This window comes from Acetobacter sicerae (assembly GCF_011516765.1).
Classification (GTDB): domain Bacteria; phylum Pseudomonadota; class Alphaproteobacteria; order Acetobacterales; family Acetobacteraceae; genus Acetobacter; species Acetobacter sicerae.
Genome location: NZ_JAAABN010000006.1, coordinates 207,059 through 230,940 on the forward strand (window position 1 = coordinate 207,059; position 23,882 = coordinate 230,940).

At 54.7% G+C, this 23,882-nt stretch carries 21 protein-coding genes; 5 read left to right on the forward strand and 16 right to left on the reverse strand.

Going from position 1 to position 23,882, the window contains the following annotated elements:
- Positions 1-22: 22 nt before the first annotated feature.
- Positions 23-1,918 (forward strand): ATP-binding cassette domain-containing protein, encoded by a 1,896-nt coding sequence (locus tag GVI59_RS09015; RefSeq protein ID WP_173573947.1) that lies wholly within the window; start codon positions 23-25, stop codon positions 1,916-1,918.
- Between the two features lie 54 nt (positions 1,919-1,972).
- Here the strand turns inward: GVI59_RS09015 and GVI59_RS09020 are convergent, their stop codons facing one another.
- The 11 genes from GVI59_RS09020 to GVI59_RS09070 form a co-directional block, all read right to left on the reverse strand.
- The gene (locus tag GVI59_RS09020; protein WP_242013032.1) at positions 1,973-2,215 is read right to left on the reverse strand and encodes a hypothetical protein; all 243 of its coding nucleotides are present in this window, start codon (positions 2,213-2,215) and stop codon (positions 1,973-1,975) included.
- 96 nt (positions 2,216-2,311) lie between these two features.
- A complete protein-coding gene (locus tag GVI59_RS09025; protein ID WP_173573949.1) occupies positions 2,312-2,857 on the reverse strand; it encodes a chemotaxis protein CheD in 546 nt (181 codons plus the stop codon).
- Positions 2,858-2,875: 18 nt separating this feature from the next.
- On the reverse strand, positions 2,876-3,265 hold the full coding sequence (locus tag GVI59_RS09030) for a response regulator (RefSeq protein ID WP_173573950.1): 390 nt from the start codon (positions 3,263-3,265) through the stop codon (positions 2,876-2,878).
- Positions 3,265-4,314, reverse strand: a complete 1,050-nt coding sequence (locus GVI59_RS09035) for a protein-glutamate methylesterase/protein-glutamine glutaminase (protein WP_173573951.1) — start codon at positions 4,312-4,314, stop codon at positions 3,265-3,267. The genes GVI59_RS09030 and GVI59_RS09035 overlap by 1 nt, the downstream gene beginning before the upstream one ends.
- A complete protein-coding gene (locus GVI59_RS09040; RefSeq protein WP_173573952.1) occupies positions 4,311-5,165 on the reverse strand; it encodes a CheR family methyltransferase in 855 nt (284 codons plus the stop codon). Before GVI59_RS09040 ends, GVI59_RS09035 begins: the two co-directional genes overlap by 4 nt.
- On the reverse strand, positions 5,162-5,626 hold the full coding sequence (locus tag GVI59_RS09045) for a chemotaxis protein CheW (protein WP_173573953.1): 465 nt from the start codon (positions 5,624-5,626) through the stop codon (positions 5,162-5,164). Before GVI59_RS09045 ends, GVI59_RS09040 begins: the two co-directional genes overlap by 4 nt.
- Positions 5,626-7,569 carry a chemotaxis protein CheA gene (locus GVI59_RS09050; protein WP_173573954.1) on the reverse strand — a complete coding sequence of 648 codons (1,944 nt, stop codon included), beginning with the start codon at positions 7,567-7,569 and terminating at the stop codon, positions 5,626-5,628. The genes GVI59_RS09045 and GVI59_RS09050 overlap by 1 nt, the downstream gene beginning before the upstream one ends.
- Before the next feature lie 17 nt (positions 7,570-7,586).
- Positions 7,587-7,958, reverse strand: coding sequence for a response regulator (locus GVI59_RS09055; RefSeq protein WP_173573955.1), 372 nt, complete (start codon positions 7,956-7,958; stop codon positions 7,587-7,589).
- 38 nt (positions 7,959-7,996) lie between these two features.
- Positions 7,997-9,505: a methyl-accepting chemotaxis protein gene (locus GVI59_RS09060; protein WP_173573956.1), complete on the reverse strand. Its 1,509-nt coding sequence runs from the start codon at positions 9,503-9,505 to the stop codon at positions 7,997-7,999.
- 237 nt (positions 9,506-9,742) lie between these two features.
- Positions 9,743-11,038 carry an NAD(P)/FAD-dependent oxidoreductase gene (locus GVI59_RS09065; protein WP_173573957.1) on the reverse strand — a complete coding sequence of 432 codons (1,296 nt, stop codon included), beginning with the start codon at positions 11,036-11,038 and terminating at the stop codon, positions 9,743-9,745.
- Between the two features lie 132 nt (positions 11,039-11,170).
- Entirely contained in the window at positions 11,171-11,584 is a 414-nt protein-coding gene (locus GVI59_RS09070) for a lytic transglycosylase domain-containing protein (RefSeq protein ID WP_173573958.1), read from the reverse strand.
- Between the two features lie 139 nt (positions 11,585-11,723).
- Between GVI59_RS09070 and gspG the strand changes: the two genes are divergently transcribed.
- Positions 11,724-12,152, forward strand: a complete 429-nt coding sequence (gene gspG / locus GVI59_RS09075) for a type II secretion system major pseudopilin GspG (protein WP_173573959.1) — start codon at positions 11,724-11,726, stop codon at positions 12,150-12,152.
- A gap of 119 nt (positions 12,153-12,271) precedes the next feature.
- Here the strand turns inward: gspG and GVI59_RS09080 are convergent, their stop codons facing one another.
- The 5 genes from GVI59_RS09080 to GVI59_RS09100 form a co-directional block, all read right to left on the reverse strand.
- On the reverse strand, positions 12,272-15,931 hold the full coding sequence (locus tag GVI59_RS09080; protein ID WP_242013033.1) for a Hint domain-containing protein: 3,660 nt from the start codon (positions 15,929-15,931) through the stop codon (positions 12,272-12,274).
- 191 nt (positions 15,932-16,122) lie between these two features.
- The gene (locus tag GVI59_RS09085; protein ID WP_173573960.1) at positions 16,123-16,650 is read right to left on the reverse strand and encodes a hypothetical protein; all 528 of its coding nucleotides are present in this window, start codon (positions 16,648-16,650) and stop codon (positions 16,123-16,125) included.
- A gap of 169 nt (positions 16,651-16,819) precedes the next feature.
- On the reverse strand, positions 16,820-18,124 hold the full coding sequence (locus GVI59_RS09090) for an ammonium transporter (protein ID WP_269150970.1): 1,305 nt from the start codon (positions 18,122-18,124) through the stop codon (positions 16,820-16,822).
- 344 nt (positions 18,125-18,468) lie between these two features.
- Entirely contained in the window at positions 18,469-19,866 is a 1,398-nt protein-coding gene (gene gorA / locus GVI59_RS09095; RefSeq protein WP_173573962.1) for a glutathione-disulfide reductase, read from the reverse strand.
- Positions 19,867-19,966: 100 nt separating this feature from the next.
- Positions 19,967-20,842 (reverse strand): LysR substrate-binding domain-containing protein, encoded by an 876-nt coding sequence (locus tag GVI59_RS09100; RefSeq protein WP_173573963.1) that lies wholly within the window; start codon positions 20,840-20,842, stop codon positions 19,967-19,969.
- A 54-nt stretch (positions 20,843-20,896) separates the two neighbouring features.
- On the opposite strand from GVI59_RS09100, the gene GVI59_RS09105 reads away from it, so the two are divergent.
- The 3 genes from GVI59_RS09105 (at position 20,897) to GVI59_RS09115 (ending at position 23,781) form a co-directional block, all read left to right on the forward strand.
- Positions 20,897-21,937 (forward strand): YeiH family protein, encoded by a 1,041-nt coding sequence (locus tag GVI59_RS09105; RefSeq protein WP_173573964.1) that lies wholly within the window; start codon positions 20,897-20,899, stop codon positions 21,935-21,937.
- Positions 21,938-22,392: 455 nt separating this feature from the next.
- Entirely contained in the window at positions 22,393-23,106 is a 714-nt protein-coding gene (bdcA, locus tag GVI59_RS09110; RefSeq protein ID WP_173573965.1) for an SDR family oxidoreductase, read from the forward strand.
- Between the two features lie 63 nt (positions 23,107-23,169).
- The gene (locus GVI59_RS09115; protein ID WP_173573966.1) at positions 23,170-23,781 is read left to right on the forward strand and encodes a TetR/AcrR family transcriptional regulator; all 612 of its coding nucleotides are present in this window, start codon (positions 23,170-23,172) and stop codon (positions 23,779-23,781) included.
- The last annotated feature ends 101 nt before the right edge of the window (positions 23,782-23,882 follow it).

The following is a 23,882-nucleotide window of genomic DNA, read 5'->3' on the forward strand; positions in this document are numbered from 1 at the left end:
CCATCCTGAATATGAGAGTCCCGTGAGCCTGCTTGTCATCCATGATCTGACACTCCGCATTGCCGGTCGCACCCTGCTGGATCAGGCGAATCTGTCCATCGAACCGGGACGCAAGGTGGGCCTGATCGGCCGTAACGGTGCAGGAAAATCCACTCTCCTTGCCGCCATCGCTGGCGATATCCAGCCTGATGGCGGCTCGATCCGCCTGTCTTCCCGCGCCCGCATGGGACGGGTGAAACAGGAAGCCCCTTCCGGCCCGGCCTCGCTCGTGGAAACGGTTCTGGCAGGTGACACGGAACGCGCGTCGTTGCTTGCCGAAGCGGAAACCACGACCGACCCGCAACGCATCGCCGAAGTGCACGAACGGCTGATCGCCATCAACGCCGACAGCGCCCCTGCCCGCGCCGCCAGCATCCTCTCCGGCCTCGGCTTCAATGCGGAAGCGCAGGCCCGCCCGGTTTCCGACTTCTCCGGCGGCTGGCGGATGCGCGTGTCACTTGCGACCGCGCTGTTCCTTGAACCCGATCTGCTGCTGCTTGACGAGCCGACGAACCATCTCGATCTCGAAGCGACTCTCTGGCTCGAAGGCTGGCTCACACGCTTTGGTGGCGCAGCGCTGATCGTCAGTCATGACCGTGGCCTGCTCGACGCCTGCGTCGACGCCATCGCCCACCTCGATCGTGGCAAGCTGTCGCTGACACCGGGCGGCTATGAGGAGTTTGTCCGCATCCGCACCGAACAGGCGCTCCAGCAGGCTCGCGCCGCTGAAAAGGTGGCTGCCCGACGGGCGCACATGCAGTCCTTCGTCGACCGTTTCCGCGCCAAGGCGACCAAAGCGAAGCAGGCTCAGGCCCGTATCAAGGCGCTCGAAAAGCTGCCCGTGATCGACAGCGTGGTGGAAGACACGCCGACACGCTTCGAATTCCCGGAACCGGAGCCCCTGCCCCCACCGATGCTGACCATGGACCGTGTGACCATTGGTTATGACGGCAAGGCGATCCTTTCCAACCTGTCGCTCCGGCTGGACATGGAAGACCGCATCGCCCTGCTTGGCGCGAACGGCAACGGTAAATCGACATTCGCCAAGCTGGTCGCCGGACGGCTTGAGCCGATGTCCGGCACCGTAAACCACAGCCCTCGTCTGAAGGTCGGTTATTTCGCCCAGCATCAGGCGGAAGAACTGGTCATGAGTGACACGCCCATCGATCACATGGCGCGCGCCTTACCGAAGGCGCTGCCAACTGAAGTACGCTCGCAGCTCGCCCGTTTCGGACTTGATGCCGGCAAAGCCGAAACAAAGGTGTCCGAGCTTTCCGGTGGCGAAAAGGCCCGACTGCTCCTCGCGCTCGCCACCCGTGACGCACCGCAGCTGCTGATCCTTGACGAACCGACCAACCATCTTGATCTCGACGCCAAGGATGCTCTCGTGCGGGCTCTATCCGAATTTGAAGGCGCGGTCCTGCTGATCAGTCATGACCCGCATCTGGTGGAAATGGTCGCTGACCGTCTCTGGCTGGTCGGAGACGGAAAGGTCACGCCGTTTGAAGGCGATATGGCTGAATATCGCACATGGTTGCTGGAGCAGTCCCGCGCTGCTGCACGGAGTGCATCTGGCCGGGAGGCAGACACATCGTCGGGCAAGAAGGAAGAACGTCGAGAACGTGCCGAGGCACGCAAAGCGCTCGCGCCCTTACGCAAGAAGGTAAAAGAGGCTGAAGCCAAGGTCGCAAAGCTGGCGGCTGAACGGGCGAAAGTCGAAGCGCGACTGGCTGATCCCGCGCTGTATGAAGCGTCTGCCGGCGATGACGTCACCAAGCTGACCATGAAACTGGCGACGATCAAGAAAGACGAGGAAAAAGCGGAAGAGGAATGGTTCACTGTTCAGGGTGAACTGGAAGAGGCTTCTGCAGAGGAGTGAGGCTCCTCTCTCGGCCACTTTCCGCCCTGAACCGCCTGTTTTATAAGTCGGCTTCTAAAACAGTTCGACTTCAGAAGAGGCCTGCTGTGTTGGCAGGCTTTCACCACCCAGAATGCTGGAAACAGCATCAAGTTTCACAGGCTCGATAATCGCGGCCAAATTACTTGGCTGACCGGCCGCCATGACATGATTGTCAAGTGACAGCCGCCTCAAAAGATCCGCCAGTTCAGCCGCCAACTGCGTCGCCAGATCAAGATTTTGCAGTTCAGAACACTCGTCAGACCCACGCTGAGTCAATCTGTCCTGCAATGCGATCAGAAGACATTCAATGTGTTCGGAAACCTTCCCAGCACGAAAGAGAAAATCTGAAATATTCAAAGACGTTTCATTCATTCAGAAAAATTCCACTTCCTGTGCAGCCGAATCACGGCGACGCAATAGATCCTTTCGCGCGGTCTCCATCTCACGATTGGCGATATTATCATCACGAATCATAAGCTGCTGGGCCCGACCTGTCACAGGCCAGAAACGTATTCTACGCCCCCTATCGCCTCCCAGGCTGGAGCCGACACAGGAAATACCCTCACTATTCAGAAAATCAGTCGCAAATGTAGCATTGCGCGTGCCAATATCGCCCAGGTTAGCGCGAATATTGGCGCCCCCGAACAATTTACAGCATAAACGACTTTTCATGGCCCCCTGCTTCACAAGACCATTGATCAGACATTCCATGGCGTAAAAACCATATGACAACCTACTGGTTGCTGAAATCTCACTCCCATCCGGCAAAAGAAAGTGATTCATTCCACCAATTCTTGCCACACTATCAAACATACACGCAGAGATACATGAACCCACAAGTGTCGTCATGATCACGTTGGGATCGCAGGATATGAACATCTCACCCTGCGTCACCAAAATCGTGTCGGCATCAAGCATGGAAAAAAATTTCTGTGGTCATACAATAGTACCGAAAACGGCTTCCATTGCCGCTTTCAATTTACCAACTGTATAGGGTTTCGCCAGAAAGTTGTTAACGCCCGCTTTTACGGCTTCCTGAACGAGTTCTTTGCTGGCTTCACCAGTCAAAATGATAAAAGCAGTTTTTGCGGTTCGTGGATTGGCTCTGACAGCTTTCAATAATTCCAGACCATTCATTTCAGGCATATTAAAATCTGAAATGATAAGATTTACGGAATTTTGAGAAAGATGCTCCAAGGCATCTTTGCCATTTTTTCTTTCAGAAACGTTAATTATACCAAGTTGGGCCAGACTATTGCGCAGGATAGCGCGAATGGATGTCTGATCATCGACAATCATCACATGAATTGAAGCAGAATCAGGCATCAGACAAAACCTCCGTTTTCAGACTTGCAATATGAAATCAGCATCTCCGCCATGGAACTCAGGGGAACCATGCGTTCAACAGCCCCGACCTCCACCGCGGCTTTCGGCATTCCATAGACAACACAGGATGCAGCGCTCTGCCCCAGAGTATAGGCACCAGCACTCCTCATTTCCAACAGACCCTCTGCACCATCACGTCCCATGCCGGTCAGAATAACTCCCACCGAGGACGCGCCGGAACACTGGGCAACAGACCTAAAAAGTTCATCAACAGACGGACGATGTCCTGAAACAGGATCGCCTTCATCCAGACTCGTAAAGAGCCGTCCCCCCATTTTTTTCAGGTGCAGATGCCGGGTTCCTCCGGGTGCAATATAAGCATGCCCATTTTCCAGAGGAACACCATCTTCTGCTTCCTGTAGCGTAATATCACACATCTGATTCAAACGTGTAGCCAGACTTGCCGTAAAAAGCGGGGGCATGTGTTGCGTTATCATGACAGGCGGAAAAGTCGATGGTAAACGTGGCAGAATAGCTCCCAACGCTTCAACGCCTCCTGTTGAGGCGCCAATAGCAATCACTTCAGGCGACACAACCCTCCTCTGTGATGTTTTGTTATTCAGAATACTGTTTTTTGAAGACGTTCGTCCTGATATTGACCCAGCAGCAGCTTTTACCAACGGTACGAGGCCAGCATAAGCATCTATACCCGCAAAAGATGCTGGTTTTGGGAAACAGTCAAATGCTCCAAGCTGCAGTGCTTCTATGGATGTTTCCGCTCCACGAGCAGTAAGACTTGAAACCATAACAACAGGAATAGGGCGCATTCTCATAATCTTTTCGAGAAATTGCAGCCCATTCATATTAGGCATTTCAATATCAAGGGTAATCACATCCGGCTGATCCTTAATAATGAGATCCCTCGCCTCCAGTGGGTCAGCCGCCATTCCTGTAATTTCAATGTCCGGATCCCGACGTAAGGCTGCAGCAATGAAAGCACGACCCGTTTTGGAATCATCTACAATAATGACACGTACTTTTTTAGTCATATATCTTTCCTGTACGTTGTAGGACATCTGCACGCGGTTATATCCGGCACAGTTTCGGTTGGTATTTTTTCCGAATGTCCAATGTATAAATAACCGCCCGGAAGAAGCGCATCAGAAAGTCGACGCCACAAGATATTCTGCGTAGCACGATCAAAATAAATAGCGACGTTACGACAAAAAATAGAGATAAACTGGCACTGCATGGGCCATGGATCCAAAAGATTCAAATTTTTAAAACTGATAAGATCCTTTACATCGTCAGAAAAATGAATCTCATTTCCTCTTTTCCTTGCCCATTTGTTTAAAAAATTTTCTGGAATAGACTCAGTCTCTGCTGTGGAATAAATACCACGCCGACAAACATCAATCATTTCATAATTAATATCAGTAGCTAATATCTTGATATTGTAATTATTTGCCTTCGAAAAACAGTCAAGAACACTCATGGCAATGGAAAAAGGCTCCTGTCCTGACGAGCAGGCAGAAGACCAGATTCTTATTTTCTCGCCTTGTTGAGCACGTTTTATTATTTCGGGCATCACAATCTGTGAGAAATGCTCGAAATGATGCTTTTCACGAAAAAAATTAGTGACATTTGTAGTCAAAGCATCAATCATACATAACTGTTCTTCAACTCCAGAAGGGGAATTGACGAACGAAATGTATGACCGGAAATCAGGAAAAGAACATAACCGCACCCTTCGCGACAATCTGGAATAGACGAGCGGCATCTTGGAAGAACTTAAAGAGATACCACTCTTTTCCTTAAGAATATTTCTTATATGATTAAAATCAGATTCCTCATAAGGAATATCCCCACCCGAGAGATTCTGCTCTGAGAGAGTGATCATAAAGCGTTTTCCAGAGCCTGTTCTGCTACAACAGACAATTGCAGAAGCCCAATCATACGCCCATCAAAAGCAATCAGACCGCTAACGAGTGGATCGATTTCATCAGTACTGGCGACGGGAACATCCTGAATCATTTCAGGAGTGATATCCAGAATATCAGAGACTTTTGACACCAGAAGTCCAGCTGTCTTGCCCTCAACATCGACAACCATGACCACATTACGACTGGAGGCGTCATTATTCGATACATGTAAAAGTTCACACATATCTATAACAGGCACAATGATTCCACGAAGATTGATGACACCTTTGATACAGCGTGGCGTTCCGGGAAGTGGAGTTGCTTCTGTCCAGCCTCTGATTTCTCTTACACGCAGGATATCAACGCAGTATTCCTGCTCACCCACGTTGAATGAAATGACTTTTCCCGAATCAACAGGCAATGTGTTATTTTCTTGCATCAGACCTTACCCGCACATTCAAGAGAAGATTCGTTTTCATTTTCAGATGTCCACATATTCAGCATTCTGCCTTCGGCAGATGCGGCGATTTCTGGAACATCCAGTATTAAAGCGACACGACCACTACCAAGTATTGTTGCCGCAGAGACATATCTGACTGAACGATAATTTTTTTCTATGCTTTTTATGACTACCTGCATCTGACCTTCAATGCGGTTAACCGCAAGAGCTGTCATCTTTCCTGCATCATCTTCTACAATCAGAATCACAGGTTGATTTGAATTTCCTTGTCTATTTTCCATTCCAAGAGACTTCGCAACATCTACAATTGGAATAAAAATACCTCGCACGCAAATTACAGTAGAATTATTTCCAGATACAAATATATTCTCTTTACTTATTTGCATTGTCTCAACAATACAGGAGACCGGCAGGATCAGAAGCTGACCCGCAACCGTAACCAGCATACCATCCATCACAGCCAGCGTCAGCGGAAGACTGAGGGAAAATGATGAACCTTTTCCAGCCTCAGAAGTAATGGATATTCGTCCACCCAGATCCTGAATGGCCTGTTTGACCACATCCATTCCTACCCCACGGCCAGAAAGATCCGTAACGGTTGTCGCCGTTGAAAACCCGGGAGCGAAAATAAGATTATCGATGTCAGAATCACTCAACTGGGCATCAGCAGAAATAATTCCCTTTTCCACCGCAATATCACGCACACGAACACGATTAATGCCCGCCCCATCATCGCTAAGCGTGATCACGATACGTCCGGATTTATGTGCAGCAGATAATCGAATTGTTCCTGTCGCAGATTTACCCTGCTCCAGTCGCACCTGTTCTTTTTCCACACCATGATCAACAGCATTTCGCAACATGTGCGTCAGAGGATCAGTCAGCTTTTCAATCAGCGTCCTGTCGACTTCCGTGTCTTCACCCTCCATCTCAAGATGGACTTTTTTACCCGCAAGATGCGCAGCCTCACGCACAACCCTTTGCATACGCTGAAAGACCGCACGCATCGGTTGAGCACGGACTGCCATGATTGCATCCTGCAAATCACGAGTCAGCTGCTCCGTACTGCTCATCGCATTTGAGAGATCATTACTACTCGCATCAGCATGAGGGTGTTTCTTTTCCGAAGAAGAAAAAACTTCACGCAATGCCGCCTGTCCGATTACCAACTCTCCTACCAGATCCATCAGTCGGTCAATACGGTTGACATCGACCCGAATGCTTTGCGCATTACTGCTGGAAGAAGCAGGACGACCTCCTTGGGCAGTTTTTTTACCATCTGAAATAACAGGTGTTTTTTCTTCTATTTTCGGTTTTTTTTCAGTTTTTTTTTCTTTTTCCTCATCCTCTTTTATCTGGGGAGGCGTATCAAGATCAAATATTTCAAATCCATCTGTAGAATCATCCTGCCCATCTACACTGGTTTGATCTGAAACCGGGTCGCTGAACATATCAGCAGATACAGGGACTGGAACAAACCCTTCCGGGAGCCCCCAATCCTCCTCATCTTCCGTTTCTTCAGAATTGTCCACTTCCGGTTTCTGAAGAAGTTTTTCAAGCGACTGAATACTTTCCTGCTGTCGCTGTTCGTCTACAGGCTCTCCCCCCTGCTCAAATGCTGTCAGATCACTGAGAATATCCGTTGCACGGAGAAAGATGTTAAGTACTTCCTGCGTAGGTTCAATCTTATTGGAACGCAGAAGATCCAGCGCTGTTTCAAATACATGCGCAAACCTCACAAGTTCAGTCATACCAAAAGAGCCGGCGCCCCCTTTGATCGAATGAACAGCACGGAACGCACTATTAACCGTTTCCTGATCAGCCTCGCCGGATTCAAGAACCGCTAGAGCCCGTTCAAGCTCAACAAGCTGTTCCGAGCATTCTTCGAAAAATATGGGTTTGATGGCATCAAGCTCATCCATGGCTCGCCTCCGCTTACTCAGGCCGTAACGCGCTCAATGGCCTTCAGGAGAATTGCAGGAGCGAACGGCTTCACGATCCATCCTGTCGCACCGGCTTTTTTTGCCCGTTCTTTTTTGGCTGGGTCAGTCTCGGTTGTCAGCACAAGAATAGGCGTTTTTTCCATAACTTCCTGAGAACGAACACCAGAAATAAAACCGTATCCATCCAGATTGGGCATATTAATATCAGAAATAATGGCAGCCGGGGGCGCTGGAAGACGATTCAATGTCTCCAGTCCATCTTTTCCATCGACAGCCTCGACCACCAGGTAGCCCGCTCCTTCAAGAGTTCGATGTAGCATGTCGCGCATTGTCCGGGAGTCATCGACAATCATGATGGTAGCAGGCATTAGACGATCCTTATTATTGTCAGAGCGAATTCGAAAGATCAGAAATCTTCCCAGCCATCATCAGAAACTGTATGACGGGCAGCCGCTGCTGTATTCGGCGCAGGCAGAGAAATGGGCGCTGCCTCCGTCTTTATCTGTAAAGATCGCGTATTCCGTGCGGTCTCGCCCATATTTTTTACAAATTTCTTACTCAGACTGAACTCTGATACAGCTTTCGCCAGATCCTGCACTTCATGAGTGAGGCTGTGACTTGCTGCCGTTGTCTCTTCGACCATCGCAGCATTCTGCTGGGTCGCCTGATCCATTTCTCCCAGTGAACCATTAATACGACTGAGATTTTCCGCCTGTTCCTGTGCAGATGAAGAAATAGAATCAATAATTTCTGAAACGATCTCAACATTTTCTGAAATTTTTGAAAGCGCCACCCCCGTCTGACTGACAAGCGTCACACCTGTCGAAACCTGACGACTGGAAAGTGCGATCAGTTCCTTGATATTCTTGGCCGAAACGGCAGAGCGCTGCGCCAGAGAGCGCACTTCTGTCGCCACTACAGCGAACCCACGCCCTGCCTCACCCGCACGGGCCGCCTCAACCCCGGCATTCAATGCAAGCAGATTAGTCTGGAAAGCGATCTCATCCATCACACCAAGAATATCTGCAACTTTGGTGGAAGATTCCTCAATCTCATGCATGGCTTTGACCGCAGATTGCACAACCGACGCAGATTCTGAAGCCTGTTCACGGGCTCCAGCTGTCGCTTTACGGGCATTCAACGCATCCCGAGCGGTTTTCTGGACACGCTGCGTCAACGTATTCACTGCATTGGCAATTTCACCGAGGCTGCCAGCCTGATGTTCGGTACGCCGCGCCAGATCATCAGAAGCCAGAGCTATTTCTGAACAGCTATCCGCAATTGTGGATGCACTGGATGCCGCCCTTCCGATCGTGCTTGAAAATCTCTCGGCGACCGCATTGAAATCTTTCCGGAACATTTCATATTCTGGAAGAAACGTTTCTGTATACCGAAAACTCAGATCTCCTGACGACAGGCGCTTCATGCCCTTCATCAGTTCACCCATAAGATTTTCGGTCTGCTGCTGCATCTCGTTGCTTTTTGCGGCAAGCTCTTTCTGCCTGGCAGCTGCCGCCTGAGACTGCTCAAGCGCCTCCTGATGGCGACGGACATTCTCCAGTGCCTGATCACGGAAGCATGTCAGCCCCTTTGCTAGGCGACCTATGCAGTCCTTTCTGTGCTGATAGGGAATAGTGGCGTCAAGATCGCCTGATACAATTTTTTCTGTTGAAATAATGATTTTTTCAATGGGCATCGCTATCGTGCGCACAAGGACATACGTCACCAGCATCAAAAGCAGAATCTGAGCCGTGCTTCCGGCTACCAGAAACGAATCTGCCTTGGTAATTGCGCCAGCTTGCAGCCAGAACAGGCCCACCCCCAGTTCCATTATGGACAGAACAATCGGAACGGACATGACAAAGTAAATTTTCTTACGTGCTGGCGCGACGTACAGCAGCCAATGCAGCGACATTTTCAGGCACCCTTGAAGTGAACGTCCCCGCGCGGGATTTCGTTTTCCTCCCGATTTTGCCTTAATGCGCTGAACAAAAAGTTACTGATTTCTTAGTCTTATAATCCACCCAATCCGTAATTTTGATATGCAGGATGACTTCACAAAACGCTAATCATGCCTTGATTGCTTTGTGATGACGTCACATCACTTTAAGCAGACTGAGCTGTCATACCCGTTGCAGCAGGAACTGATGCGTCAGACTTTCAGCCTGTCCAGAAGACCATACCACTGCCCATACGCCAGCACTCCCAGACCGGAAAAACGATGGAGGGCAATTGGCTTGAGAGGCGTAACGGGAAAACCGATCTCCAGAGCAGAAGCGCCCTGCACTCTCTGTGCCAGCATGCGCCCCATTACGGTCGCCATGGCAACACCACGACCGTTATATCCCAGGGCCACATGCACGCCTTCGGCTGGCTGATGCAGATGAGGGAAATGATCGGCTGTCATGCCCACCCTTCCAACCCAGACGTGATCAAGACGTGGTTTGCCGATTTGCGGGAAAAGCTCATGCATGGCCTTCACAAGCGTTGCAGCATCTTTGTAAGTGGCCTCATCATGAGCAGGACCACGCGTTCCCATGACCAGTCGCCCGTGCGCATCGACCTGACTGTACCGCAGGATACGACGCGTTTCCGACAGCCCCTGCCCGTCCGGCAGAATGGTTTTCCTTATTTCTGGCGACAGCGGCTCTGTTGAAACCTGGATGGAGTAGGCCGGGACAACAGTTTCCCGCAAACGAGGCCACAGGCCATCCGTATAACCATTCGTCGCCAGCACAACCTGTTTGGCCATCAGGTTGCCCTGTCCCGTACCGAGCCGCCACTGACCTGCCGAGCGCATCATGGTTTTCACTGCGCTGTTAACAAAGATGTCCGCCCCGAGAGAAGCGGCTGCTTTCGCCAATCCGAAGGCGTACATCAATGGCTGAATTTTGCCGCCACGAGGGTCGAGCCAGCCACCGTTATAACCCTGCGCTCCCGTCAGATCGGCGATACGCTTCGCATCCAGAATCTCGGTCACTGTGCCCCGTGCCGCCCACTGCGCTGCCTTGATCCGCAATTTCGCCAGCGCTTTTTCACAGTGTGCCGCCTGAATCCAGCCATTATGCACGGCATTGCAGGCAATATTATAACGCCCAATCAAATCGAAAACGGTATTGGCAGCGCCACCTGTACTTCTGATCATGGCATTGCCTAGATCTGTTCCAAAATGTGCAATGAGGTCATCCGGGTCATATTTCAGTCCCGCAATAACCTGCCCGCCGTTGCGGCCGGAAGCGCCCCAGCCAATGCCGTGACTTTCCAGAACCGCGCAACTCAGGCCTTTTTCCGCAAGATGAAGCGCCGTGGAAAGTCCCGTATATCCCCCCCCGACAATCGCCACATCATAATGACGGTCATAACCTGTCAGTTGCCCAAAAGTCGGAGCCTGTCCGGCGGTGTCATACCAGAGTGACGGTGGATAGGAATTCTGGACATCATGCAGCATATCAGATCCGTCTTGCATCCAGAGAGCATGTGCTCTCACCGGTTACCCTGATATTACATGATTTTTTATTCCATGCACGGAATGGAAAACACAACCCAGGAATTCACAAACGGAGCATAGTTCTCACAACACTCAGGGATTTGCCTGCGCGGGAAACAGTTTCCAAGCCTGTTGTATGATCTTTTTCTGATAGGCTTCATTCAGCATGGGCGTATGCGAATGATAATTTCCCACCGCCTTCATCAGATCTCCGTGGGTTTCATTCAGATATGTCCGCATGATCATGGCGGAAGCCGCGATATTGAAGCATCCGTCCGACACCAGCCGCGCCGCCACCTGAACGGCCGGCATGCGGGTCAGCTCCGTGATCGGCTGTATCCACCGGGTATTGATCTGCATGAGCCCCATATCCGAGGAGCCATCCTTGTTACGGCTGACCACACCGTTCGCGCCTCGTTCCACTTCCCATATGGCAGGCAGGACACGGGGGGGAATGTCATAACGGATTGCTGCGGCAACCATACACGCAAGCAGGGGAGCGGGCATGAAGACCTTTCCTGAAATAGGCTACAGCGAACGCTCACAGCCTAAATTTTATTTTTGTTTAATATACGGACCTGTTCCGAAGATGGCGAGTGCGTATATTAACGCCTCATGATCGAACAGCGAAAGCTCTGGCACAAAAATGTCACATGTTGAAAACCATACCGACCGGGACGATGCCGGCTTTACACTTCTGGAAATTCTGGTGGTACTGGCGATACTCGGCCTTCTTGTCGGACTTGTAGCCCCTGCAGCCCTCCGCCAACTTGGAGGAGCCAGACTGTCTGTCGCTCAGCAATCCATCGCCCGCATCGGCACGGTGCTCGACATGTACAAACTGGATGCCGGCAGCTATCCTTCAACGGAAGATGGTCTGGATGCTCTGATCCATCGCCCGTCCGGTGCAGAAAACTGGAATGGCCCTTACCTGAAAGGTGGAACCGTTCCCCTCGATCCGTGGAAACACCCTTACACCTACCGCGCCCCTTCGGACCGCGAAGGCAAGGATTACGATCTGTGTTCGCAGGGACCGAAAGAAGGTGATCACAGTGGAGAAATCTGTAATCCCTAAAGTGCGCGTTATCAGGTCTTGAAACATCCATGGGGTTTTCCCTGTTTTCAGGAAAAACCCCATGAAGGGAACGCAAAATTCTCCGCCTGAGCCATGAGCACATCAGGCGGGAATGCACTTTAACCAGCCATGCTGACCGCAGCCTGAGAGACCGGCTTCATTCCCAAAGCCTGACCGAGACAGTGGTCCACATTCTCTGCGGTAAACTGCTCCCGGATCAGGCGCAGCTCCGCCCGTCCGAGTTCATCACAGGTCTCCGGCTCATCATGGAGCCGAAGAATCTGTTCCGCGATCCCTTCCACGCTGTTCTGCACCAGTCCCGTCAACCGACCCGGCAATACCAGACCTTCTGCGGAGACTGCGCTCATCACGCAAGGGACGCCCGCTGCAAAAGCCGACAGAACCACACCATCGACACCCGCGCCGAAATTCAGAGGCACAGCACCGGCGCGAGCCTGTGAGAAGAGATTTTTCGACGGATCAGTGATTGCGCCGAGGATTTCAACACCACCACAATCCGGTCCAGCAGGCATTGCGAGTGTGCCAACCACTTTTCCCTGACCCGGACCGGCAAGCAGGCACCGGATGTCCGGACGACGCGCCCACACCAGTGGCATAACCTCACGCACAAGCAGGATGGCCGCATCCAGACTGTCCGCCCGGTCATAGTAACCAAAGAAAGCAACGCCCGACCGGGTAGAGGAAGTCTGCGCCACGGCTTCCGGCTGCACTTCCCATGGAACGACATGAACGTTCAGTGCCGGCACGAGATGTTGCAGACGGTTGGCTTCGGCCTGTGAGTGCACAATGACCTGATCACAAAGAAGCGCTGTGGTCATCTCATACGTGCGCATTCTTCCGATCGCACGCTGCAAGTCCACACGCGCTTCCGTCTCAGCCTGACGTTCGATCCGGAGATACTGAAGCTCCCGCATGCCATAGACCACAGTAGCGCGTCCCATGTAGCGACGAGCCAGACCGGCATAGGAAGAAGCAGCGCTCAGTCCCCGCAGATAAACCAGATCAAAGCAGCCAGCCTGACGACGCAACACTTCTTCCGGCGAGGCGTAAAGCGGAGCCCGGGCAACAGAAATACTTTCCGCTTCCAGAAGTCTTTCTGTTTCCGGCACCGCTGCCTGGTCCACTGTCGAGACCGTAACATCGTAGCCTAGCCGTGCGAGTGAACGGATATGGGACAGAAGCGGAGCGGCATCGGGATCATGGCCGACATGCGGCATCTTCTCGCAGATCACCAGCGCACGCTTCATTACCGGCATGTCAGCCGCCGCACGTCCAGCCAGCCGTCGCTCATGGTGAAGAGCCGTCCGCTCCTCCCGTTGCCCGTCCAGATCAGCTTCCTTCTGTCGAAGGTGAGCAGCCTGCTCAAGAATGAACGACAACGCCTGCCGACGCTCGACCGAAGAGGACAGATCTTTTACGGCGCGTCCGATGACATTGCGCAGTGCGCCGTCAAACTGCTCCGGTACAGCAAGCTGTACTGGCGAACCGGCCACATGAACATCCGTACCGCTGTAAAAAACAGCGATTGTGTGCGATGTCTTCCAGTCAAGCGGCTCCTTCAGAGCCATTCTGAAGCCGGACCAGCCATTCCCCATTCCTGCCGGCACAAGGTCCGCCCGGTAATTGACAGCAGGCACGGTGTCGACACGTTTACCGTCAATGCAGATATCGACTCTGGCCTTTTCCCACGGGCGCTTTTCATTCCAGATCCAGCCGCCGACACAATCATGGGAAGCGTGATCGAGCCCCCCGCGATAGTCAGAAGGATCGAAAGATGCAGCGTGTCCCGCATCCGCCTGTCCGGTGAACGTCTCCTCTTCCGGCGTTTCCGGCAGAATCCCCGGGAACAGACGACAGCCGTCTTCTGCCCGTCTTATGACCACCTCACGCGACGCCAGTTTCTTCGGATAGGCCATCCCAAAGTAATGACGCATCTCCGGACCATGTTCGGTCGGGACATTCTGTCCTGCCTCAGTCATCAGACGCGCAACCACCTTATCATCAAGCACCAGCTCAACGGGGAACGGCTTCTCATCAGCGGTTCCGGCAAACCATCCGGCGATACTCTGGACGTTCGCATACACGACCTGACCTGACAGATGTGGCGCCTTCAGAGTCTTCGCCCGGGAGTTGATGCACTGCCAGATTGCAACCAGCACTTCCCCTGTTTCAACGCGCGGCGCATAGTGAACCGCTTCCTCGGACACGGCATCTGGATAACGCGAGTAGTATTCAGCGGCATTGTGGAACATGCCGCGCCCGCCGTCTTCAACGTAGCTTTCTGAAGGCGCGCCTTCCGCCATCAGAAGATCATGCGTGTCCAGCTCAACATTGAAATAGTCAATCTGCTCGTTCACATCGCACTGAATGACCGTCTCGCCGTTGATGAGAGCACTGGCCGCCACAAGAACACCATCCAGATACATGGCGTGCAGAGGAGAGACTTTCAGATCTCGACGCGGCACATTGTCAGCAAGGGCACCGGCTTTGATAAGGATCGGCATCAGGCCACGATTGTTTCTGACAAACTCGGCAGCGTAGCTACGATGACCAATCCAGCGGATTTTTTTCAGAGTGCCGGATGCAGTGCGCACCATGTCGCCGATTTTCAGCTGCTCGACGGGAACTTCTCCATCTTTCGTGGCGATCAGCGTGCCGGGGCAGTAGCAGGCGGCATAATTCACGACAGTACCGCTTGCGCCCTGCACCAGACTGAATTCGTCTGGTGTAATGGTTCCTGCAGTCCCGGCGAAGGAAAAGGACTGCGTGACAGCATTACCGTCCCCATCATAGCCGGAAACAGTCAGAGTATCGCCTGTGACTGTATAGGTCGTCTGCTGGTCACCAGAGGACGAGTACTCAATGGCATCAAGCTGAATGTCAGCACCACTATACAGCGTCAGACCGGTAACGGTGATACCGGTGTTTTTCAGATCCAGCGTGCCACCACTGAGAACGGTCACATCAGAAACCGTTGTGGCGGAGCCGGTCATGCTGGTCGCTGCCAGTGAACCTCCACTGGAAATCGTGGCGCCCGACAGAAAGCCGCCGCCGTCGACCTGCAACGAACCACCACTGCTGACAGTCGTGCTGGTCGCTGAACCACCCTGCTGAATATCCTGAATACCGCCGTCTGTCAGGATGGTGTCGGTTGCCAAGCCGCTCGACATAACCGTCTGGTTGCCATACTGGGTGACAATAGTGTGAGAGGCATAGCCGCCCGCGTAAATGTTCTGGCCACCGCCATAGGCAAGATCATCCGCACTGTCGCCGATGACCGTGGTCGAAATGGCGGAACCACCCTGAAGGACATCCTGCGTGCCCAACTTCAGCGTCGCGCCTACTCCACTACCTCCAGCCTCGACCATCTGATCGGCATTCGCCTGCACAGTCGCACCGGAATCCACCCCGTAGAGGGTTTCCGCAACACCCGAAGCGAGTGTCAGTCCGCTTGCAACGGCACCGCTGGACACCAGCAGATTGCCTGAATTGACCAGCACATTTTCGACCAGACCGCCCGCATAAACCGTCAGCGTACCTCCGGAGGAAATTGTTCCTCCACTGACGACGCCCTGAGCCCCGACCGCATCGGACTTATCGGCCTGTTTACCAACGAAGAGCAACCCACCGCTCATGACCGTGACAGCGGACACCACCCCCCCTGAGGAGACATTGAGCCGTGCTCCGCTTTCAATGGTAGCACTCTCAGTTGACGTGGTTAAATTCTCATAGGCTCCGGTGACGTCCATGGTGCTCATCTTTTTCCCCAGTCACAGCGCAACCTTTTGATTGCACTCAAAAAGAAATTCTCTGGGGTCCAATTATTGGTTCGAATAGCTAATTTTTTGGATACATCCCTTTCCAAACCTTTAAAATATGAACCGGGAACATAAAAAAACCGCCCTGTCTGAAAGGGCGGTTTCTTATTAAATCCAAGCTGTAGAAAGACTTATTCGCCCTTCAGACGCTTCGTACAAACACTGTAATAACCGCCACCTTTCTGAATCCAGTTCAGACCACCATTGCCGCCGGAGGCTTTGTTCGCATGATACTGATCCAGACAGGTCTTCATCCGGGCCTTGCCTGCGGACAGGGAAGAGTATTTTGAAGAGACCTTGCTGGGGAACACGGCATTTCCTGAATAGGTCGACGCCTTGGAAGCTGGTTTGGCCTTGCTTTCACTCTTGGTCTCAGTCGCCGCTTCAGAAGCCGGAGTCGCAGCGGGAGCAGCAGCGGCCTCGCCTTCAGTCTTCTCCTCTGGCTCGGCCTCGGCACCAGCACATTGCGCCGCCTTGAAGTCCTTGTAGCTCTGACCGGCCAGAGTGCCGCCTTCCTTGGCGGCCTTGAATTTCGCGTGGCACTCCTTGGCCGTAATGGCAGCATGCGCCTCACCCGGCAGCGCTACAGACCACGCCGCACCCGCCGCCAGAAGAGCAAGCGAAGCAGTTACCGTACGAACGGAACGATTGAAGCCCATCGGCTATCCTTACATCACAAAATTGACGGTGATACCGCACCCATGCGGCACAGCATCTCCCCCCACAAGAAACCAGAACGCCCTATCATACAAGCGTGCTGAACCTGAACGAAAAAGGGGCGGATCAACCGACCCGCCCCTTTCCCAAAAACATCTGATCTCTCAGGGATCAGTTGATACGCTCACCATGGAGCGCAACGTCCAGACCTTCCTGCTCAGCCTCCGTGGAGACCCGCAGACCCACAACAAGATCCACGACTTTCAGCAGGATGAACGTCATGATGCCACACCAGACAATCGTCACGCCGACAGCCTCAGCCTGCACCAGAAGCTGGTGCAGCGAGCCGGACGTGCCTGCCGGATCGGAATCGGTCGCGGACAGAGGACCGTAAGCGAAGACACCCGTCAGCAGGGCGCCAACGATACCGCCAACACCATGCACACCGAAAGCGTCGAGACTGTCGTCATACCCCATCATGTGCTTGAGGGATGTCGCACCCCAGTAGCAGACGACGCCGGTGATCAGACCGATGGCCAGAGCACCACCCGGCAGCACAAAACCGGCAGCCGGCGTAATGGCCACAAGACCGCCGACAGCGCCGGAAATGATGCCGAGAACCGTCGGCTTACCCGTGCGGAACCACTCGGCGACCATCCAGGACACACCGGCGGCAGCCGCCGCGATCTGTGTGGTGGCCATCGCCATGCCCGCACGGCCATTCGCGCCGACAGCAGAGCCCGCGTTGAAGCCGAACCAGCCGACCCACAGCAGGGACGCGCCGATAACGGCATAGGTCAGATTGAACGGCGCGAGGTCTTCCGTGCCATAGCCACGACGCTTGCCGAGGACCAGCGCACAGACCAGACCGGCCACACCCGCGTTGATATGGACGACCGTACCACCGGCGAAGTCCAGCGTGCCCATGCCGGCAAGCCAGCCAAGCGGGCTCCAGACCCAGTGAGCGACGGGAGCGTAAACGATCAGCGACCACAGGATGCTGAACAGGCACACCGCCGAGAATTTCATGCGCTCAGCATAGGCGCCCGCGATAAGAGCAGGCGTGATGATCGCGAAGGTCATCTGGAACATCATGAAGATGCTCTCAGGGATCGTCATGGTCGAAGCGGAATCAGTGCCCGCACCGATCGTGAAGGGAACGTCCGCACCTTTGCTGATATGCTCGCCCAGCGTCGCAAGGAACGCTTTGGACAGGCCGCCGACATAGGGCGTGCCGTTCGAGAAGGCGAGCGAGTAACCCGCCACCATCCAGACAATGGTGATGATACAGCAGATGGCGAAGCTCTGCATGAGCGTCGCCAGCACGTTCTTCTTGCGAACCATTCCGGCATAGAACAGACCCAGACCCGGGATGGTCATCATCAGCACGAGCGCCGTACTGACCAGCATCCAGGCCGTGTCACCCGTGTCAATGCTCGGCGCTGGCGCGGCAGCCTCCTGGGCAAAAGCCGGCATGGCGGAGAAAAGCCCTGCCGCACCCACAGAAACAGCAGCCAGAACCCCGGAGAAGCGGGATTTCAGCGGCCTTGCCACCTCACCCTGCCGATACGGGGCATGCCCCGCGAACGAGGAAAACTGTATATTCATAAACGCTCGCTGCCCCCTGCCTCATTCACGCTTGATCGTTATGGTGTGGTCGCCTGACAGAGTCCGTGGGGACACCCTGCCTGCGGCACACACATCAAGACGCTCATCTCATTATGAGATGACACTGATCTTGCCTATACGTAGCTTATTCGTAACGAATTACTCAAGCCCGTCAATCGGGAAAGAATGCGCCTCGAAGCAGGAAAAAACCGTCAATCTCCGCTCACACGCGTCCGCGTGCGCATGGTGACAAATTCCTCGGCAGACGTTGGATGAATACCGATCGTCCGGTCGAAATCAGCCTTCCGCAGTCCCGCCGTCACGGCAATGGCCAGACCCTGCATCAGTTCAGCCGCATCTTCGCCCAGCATGTGCGCGCCCACGACTTTCTGGGTTCCCTGATCCACGACAAGCTTCATCAGCGTGCGCCGCTCGCGACCGCTGAGCGTGTGGCGCATCGGACGGAACTTCGAGATATAGACATCCACCGCCCCCTTTTCCGCCGCTTCGGTCTCGGACAGACCAACACTGGCGAGCGGCGGCGTAAAGAAGACGGCTTTCGGCGTGGTCTCGAACGACCACTCACGGGTACGATCCGCAAACAGCCTGTCGGCGAGAATATGCCCTTCCGCAATGGCGACCGGCGTCAGGTTGAGATGATTCGTCACGTCGCCAATCGCGAACACACCCGGTTCCGCTGTTTCAAAGTGACGATCAACCTCGATACGCCCTTCCTCCGTGCAGCGGACACGGGTGTTCTCCAACCCGAGTTTCTGACTCTTCGGGTGGCGTCCTGTGGCCATCAGCACACAATCGACGGTCAGTTCCGTGCCGTTATCCAATGTGACGACCAGCGCCCCGCCTTCCTTGCGGATACGCTGCGGACTGGCCTGTGTGTGCTGGGTCACGCCGCGCTGAGTGATGGACTCGTGCAGCGCTTCGCGAAGGTCCTCATCGAACCCACGCAGAGGGAGCGCCTGTCGATAGACAAGATCGACCTGAGCCCCCAGCCCGGCGAAGATTCCTGCGAACTCGACGCCGATATAACCGCTGCCGATAATGCAGACACGCTTTGGCATCTCTTTCAGGCTGAACACTTCGTCAGAGGTGATGGCCAGATCGGAACCGACGATCTCAGGTTTTGAAGGGGTCGATCCTGTCGCAATGACGATCTGCTTCGCCGTGATCCGCTCCGGCTTCGCCTCCGGGGCCAGTTCCGACGGCGTGATGAGGATGGTGTGCGCATCCTCGAAGGTCGCAAAACCTGTCAGCAGTTTTACGCCGGCCTTTTCCAGCATCGAGACATAGATGCCGTTGAGGCGTGAGATTTCCTTGTCCTTGGCGGTGATCAGCCTGCCCCAGTCGAATGCGCCTTCCTGCGTATTCCAGCCAAATCCGTGGCTGTCCTCCACATAGTCGCCGTATTCACTGGCCTGCACCATCAGTTTCTTCGGCACGCAGCCCAGATTGACACAGGTGCCGCCCCAGTGACGGCTTTCGACCACCGCAACTCTGGCTCCATGCCCGGCGGCGATGCGTGCGCAGCGAACGCCGCCCGATCCCGCGCCGATGACCAGCAGGTCAACGTCGTACGATGTATTCTCGGGCATTCGGTCCACTCCATTCGATTTCATCAAACTGTTGGACCCGAAAATGCCTTGAGTGGGTACAGGAAACAACCACCCCGGATGTAACCGTCCCCGATGACGGTCAGAGCATGTCCACAAACGCCTGTGCGGCGCTGCTCAGAGGGCGCTCGCGATGGCGCAGCATATGGAAAGCGCGCTTCTCGAGCATGCAGTCCAGCACTTCGACCAGTCCGGCCCGCACGCGCGACGCGGCGGCAAGGTCGGAAACAGCCGAGATCAGCCCGCCGCTTGCGACACCTTCCAGCACGGCTTCGTTGGAAGGCAGGACCAGCCGGATATCCAGATCGGCCAGATCAATCTGAAAAATCGTCTTCAGGCAGCGGGCAAGATGATCACGCGTGCCTGACCCATCTTCCCGCAGCACCCACTGCGCCTGAAGGAGAGCTTCCCGATCCACGGGACGTCCCGCCAGAGGATGACCGGGGGCGGCGTAAAGACGAAAATCATCGCCACCCACAGGATGCTTGTGCAAAGAAAAGGCTCTGTCGATCCTGCCTTCCACAAAACCGAGATCCGCCTCACCGTCCATGACGGAAGCGGCGGTCTGCGCCGTATTGCTGACGCGAAGATCAAGCCTGACTGTGGGGTAACGTGCCGCAAACCGGGTCAGAAACCCCGGCAGCCAGTAAGTCGCCACCGTCTGACTGGCGGCGATACGGAGGTCACCCCGCACCAACCCTGACAGGTCGTCCAGCACCTGAATGGCGTCCGCCGCCTTCGCCAGCACACTCCGGGCGGCAGGCAGAAACGCCCTCCCCGCCTCATTCAGTTCAAGGCCTCGACCGATGCGGTGGAACAGGCGCGTCGCGTGTCGCTCCTCCAGAGCCGCGATGGCGGCGCTGACGGCAGGTTGCGACAGATGAAGCCTTTCAGCCGCAGCCCGCATGTTCAGCAATTCCGCGACCGTCACAAAGATACGAAGCTGTTCGAGCGTCATTCAATAGATTTCCTTTATTGAAACGACTATATCAATCCATTGGATTTGTCATTCATGCAGAGCGATGCTCACGGCATGACACGGACACCTCCCATTTTTCGCGCTCTGCCCGGCCTCCTGCTCAGTATGGCCGTGGCCGGAAGCGCCATGCTGCTCGAACAGGCTGAACGGTCTCTTGTCGGCACCGCCTGGATCGAAAGCCTCGTGCTGGCCATTCTGGCAGGAACCATCCTGCGCACTCTGTGGCAGCCTCCCGCAACCTTTGAGAGCGGTATCCATTTCTCCGCCCACACTTTGCTGGAAGCAGCCGTCGCCCTGATGGGCGCTGCGGTCAGCTTTGAGATGGTCATGAAAGCTGGTCCCATGCTTGTTCTGGGTATTGTGGGAACAGTCGGCATTGCGATTGGAGCGGGCGTTCTGCTGGGTCGCGCCTTCGGCCTGCCTGCAAAAATGGCGGTTCTGATCGCCTGCGGAAACGCCATCTGCGGCAACTCCGCCATTGCTGCGGTTGCCGTCGCCATCGACGCGGACAACGACGAAGCCGCTACCGCTGTGGCGTTCACCGCCGTGCTGGGCATCGTGGTGATTCTGTGTCTCCCTCTGGCCGCCCATACGCTCCATCTGACACAGACAGAAGGCGGCGTGCTGGCAGGACTGACGGTCTACGCCGTGCCGCAGGTGCTGGCAGCAGCCGGGCCGATGGGGGCGACGGCTATTCAGATCGGCACACTGGTCAAACTGATCCGCGTGCTGATGCTTGGTCCGGTGGTGGCGGTCTGTTCGCTGATTTACGCTCGGCAGACCCCTTTCAGAAATGACACAAAACCGGGTTTCAGTCTGAACAGGTTCCTGCCGCCCTTCATTGTGGTCTTCATGGGACTGATGGCGGCCCGCTCGCTTGGTCTGGTGCCGCACGTCCTGCTTGCACCGCTCCACACGATGAGCAGCCTGTTCACGCTCGTCGCCATGGCGGCGCTGGGATTGGGCGTTGATCTGCGGAACGTGCTGGCGGCAGGACCGCGTGTGGTGACGGTTGTTACTCTGTCGCTTGCCGTTCTGGGGATGGTGGCGTTGCTGGTCGCGAGGGCCTGTTGATCAGGAGCGACAGAGAAATGCCGGGTTGAATGTCGATGATCCGACGTCCGGCGTGCCTCCTTCAGTCAGAAGGCAGCGGTGCGGATCTTCCTGTCCACTCCAGACAAATCCCGCTGGTGTTTTGAAAAAGTGTTTGACAAAAAAAGAAATTTCCAAAGCGGTTGGGATAACCCAATCCCTTCACTATCGACACCTCACCAGCGAGGAAACGCTTTAATGAAGCACTCGAAAGCCACCGCGTGAAAGCGAATACTGTTGGCGTCAACATTGATCATGGATGCCCCCGTGCTGGTGCAGACAGTCTTTCCGGGAACTGACGAGGCACAAACGCATGACTGCACATTTTAAAGCTGACCGGCCACAGAAATATTATGGACCTACCGATACAGAATTAACTTGCATGCTGACACCTCCCTGTTCTGTATTGATTGATACAGAACAGGGAGGAAGACGACATGACGGATTTTTCAGGCAAGAAGGCTTTTGTCATCGGCGGCAGCCGGGGAATTGGCGCAGCAATCGTCAGACGCTTGGCCAGCGAAGGCGCATCCGTGCGCTTCACATGGGCCGGTTCACGCACAAAAGCCGAAGACCTTGCCCGCCAGACCGGGGCGGAAGCCATTCAGGCGGATGCAACAGACCGTTCCGCAATTCTTGCCGCCACGCGCGAGGCCGGTCCCATCGATATCTTTGTTTTCAACGCCGGAATCTGCATTGCCGGAGATCCTCTGACGCTCGACCCTGATGACATTGATCGCATGATCGATATCAACATTCGCGCCGCCTATCACGCTTCGGTCGAAGCCGCCCGCTCCATGCCCGATGGTGGCCGGATCATCCTGATCGGCTCCACGAACGCCAACCGGGTGCCTTTCACGGGACTGGCGGCCTACAGCATGACGAAATCCGCACTACAAAGCATGGCGCGCGGTCTGGCGCGGGACTTTGGGCACCGTCACATCACGGTCAATGTCATCCAGCCAGGACCGACCGACACGGATATGAATCCGGCCAATGGTCCTCTGGCCGATCTCATGCACAGCATCATGGCCATCAAGGAGCACGGTTCCGCAGAGGATGTTGCCGCCTACGTCTCGTTTCTGGCCAGTCCTGCGGCGCGCGGCATTACCGGAGCCATGCAGACCATTGACGGTGGCTTCAGTGCGTAATGCTGGCAATCCATTTCCGGACCGATTAGTATAGAAAATTATCTACACGGACGGAGACGATGCATGGCCCGCACAGGACGGCCCCGTGAATTTGATCGGGACAAGGCGCTGGATGCCGCGCTGACGCTGTTCTGGGCGCAGGGTTATGAGCCGACGTCCCTGAACCAGCTCAAGGCCAGCATGGGCAATATTTCGCCCGCGAGCTTCTATGCTGCGTTCGGGTCCAAGGAAACGCTGTTTCGCGAAGTCGTGCAGCGCTATCTGGAAACTTATGGTCAGGTCATGGCGCCGCTATGGGATGAAACGCTCGCCCCACGGGACGCCATCGAACAGACCCTGCGACGCTCCGCCCGCATGCAGACGACCCGCTCACATCCCACCGGCTGCCTGATTGTGTTGGGAGCCTGCAACTGCTCGCCTGAAAACCAGTCCGTGCAGGACCTTCTGGCCGCCGAGCGGGAACGCAGTCGGCAAGGCATCAAAGCCTGCGTGGACCGGGCCGTCGCAAACGGGGAACTGACAGCCTCACCCACGACCGAAACCTTGCCTGTTCTGCTGACAACCTTTCTTCACGGCATGGCCTGCGAAGCAAGAGATGGCGACAGGGCAAAGAAACTGGACGCAGCCATCACGACGCTCATGCAGGTCTGGAACAGTCTCGCGATGGCGCGCTGACGCATTTTCCACAACCAGTAGACTGTCCTGAAATCCTCGCTGGCCGCCATCCTGCCGCCAATATGTATCAATCGATCCGCAATTCATTGACGGACCACTGC